1 protein-coding gene is annotated in these 1,560 nt (G+C 57.8%); it reads right to left on the bottom strand.

Going from position 1 to position 1,560, the window contains the following annotated elements; genetic code table 11:
* Positions 1-161: 161 nt before the first annotated feature.
* Positions 162-1,463, bottom strand: coding sequence for an IS1380-like element ISMaq4 family transposase (locus LWH94_RS19105; protein ID WP_091812234.1), 1,302 nt, complete (start codon positions 1,461-1,463; stop codon positions 162-164).
* Between the last annotated feature and the right edge of the window lie 97 nt (positions 1,464-1,560).

The raw sequence follows: 1,560 nt of genomic DNA on the forward strand, positions 1-1,560 counted from the left end.
CCCGGATTTCTCATAGGTCCCCAGCAAGTCTCGCAGACTGTGCGGGTTACCGCCATTACCGCTCATTGGCGGCCGTGACTGATCAATAATCGATCAATTCCTGTTGTCCGGACACACGGCCCCCTTTCCCCCATTGAGTCGGGCCGGGGGAGCCCGGGCTTCTATCCCGGAACCAGTTGACGCACCAGGTCAGAGAGTTCGTCTTTGTAAGGATAGGCATCGCTCATCAACACCCGTATGCGCCGAGTGTTGCGAATGATGACCGCGCCCACCTTGATCAGCTTCAGCCGCAGGTTACTGGCGCTCATTCTCTCGAAGGGCGTCTTCTTCAAGTGGGCCCGTAATCGCTCGAACAGCGTGTAGGCAAAGCCCGACAGGAGCAACCGCCACTGATTGGTCCACCACCGCGTGCTGGAGGTGCGATCTGCGAACAGACACAACTGCTGATCCTTGATCCGGTTTTCCATGTCACCCCGGGCACAGTATTGCTCGTAGTAGAGTTTAACGCCGTCGTCGTAACGGGAACTGATAATGAACCTGGGGTTGGCACCCAGTTCGCCTTCCTCCAGACGCGCGATCACCCAGCGGGGGTGTTTCCAGGTTCGGGCCTGGTACTGGAACCGGTAGGTGGCGGAGACTTTTTCACCCAGTTCGTTGTGAGCCTTGCGAACCAGCATCGAGGGTACGTCTACCTCCTTGAGCAGCCGGCTGTTCTTGCTGATGCCGACCAGATAGTCCACGTTGTTCCGGTCGCACCAGCTCAGCAATCGGGGACGGTAAAAGCCGCTGTCACCCCGGAACACGATGCGGGTATCCGGCCAGTACTGCCGGATGAACTTCACCAGCAGGGCCAGAATGGCCCAGCTATGGCGGCTGTCGCTTCGATTGCTGGTGCGCAGGTAGCTCACCAACAGGTGACGGCCGCAGAACACGTACAGCGGGAAGTAACAATGGTGATCGTAGTAGGCGTTAAAGAACTTGCCGGGCTGGTCGCCATGCACCGGAACGTCGGTGCCATCGAAGTCCAGCACGATTTCCTTGGGTGGGGCGTCGTGCTGCTCAATGAAGTGATGCCACAGCAGTTCGTGGGCCTTGACCACGGCCTGCCGGTCCACGCGCTGCTCCATTCGGCACAGTGTTGATTTGCCCGCTAGAATGGCCGCTTCGCCAGTCGCGGTCTGAAGTGCCTGGTCAGCGCGTAACGTTTCGTGATCGTTCAGATCTTCGTATCCGGCGGCTACGCCAAAGACCCGTTGCCGGATCATGGTTTGAAGCTTGTGGCGAACCAGTACCGGATTACGGGCATCGTCCAGCACCGTAGCCAGGCGCTGAGTGAGCTGGTGTTGGTTGTCGACTTCGCGAAGCAAAAGCAGGCCGGCATCGGAGGTGATATGACCACCGGAGAAATCGGCTTCAATTTGACGGCGAGACAGTGGCGAGAAGGTCAGTTTTTCAGGTACCATTTTGGATAGCGGCTGTTGGTGCTTGGTGAACGGTGTAAGGTCCTGAAACTATAGCACTTTCAGCCGCTTTCTTTTATCCCCTCATGAGAAATCCGGG

The organism is Marinobacter sp. G11 (genome assembly GCF_021282325.1).
Classification (GTDB): domain Bacteria; phylum Pseudomonadota; class Gammaproteobacteria; order Pseudomonadales; family Oleiphilaceae; genus Marinobacter; species Marinobacter vinifirmus.

What these genes read in the sequence shown, in the direction of transcription:
- LWH94_RS19105 (WP_091812234.1), bottom strand. Translation starts at nt 1,463, where the DNA reads ATGGTACCTGAAAAACTGACCTTCTCGCCACTGTCTCGCCGTCAAATT.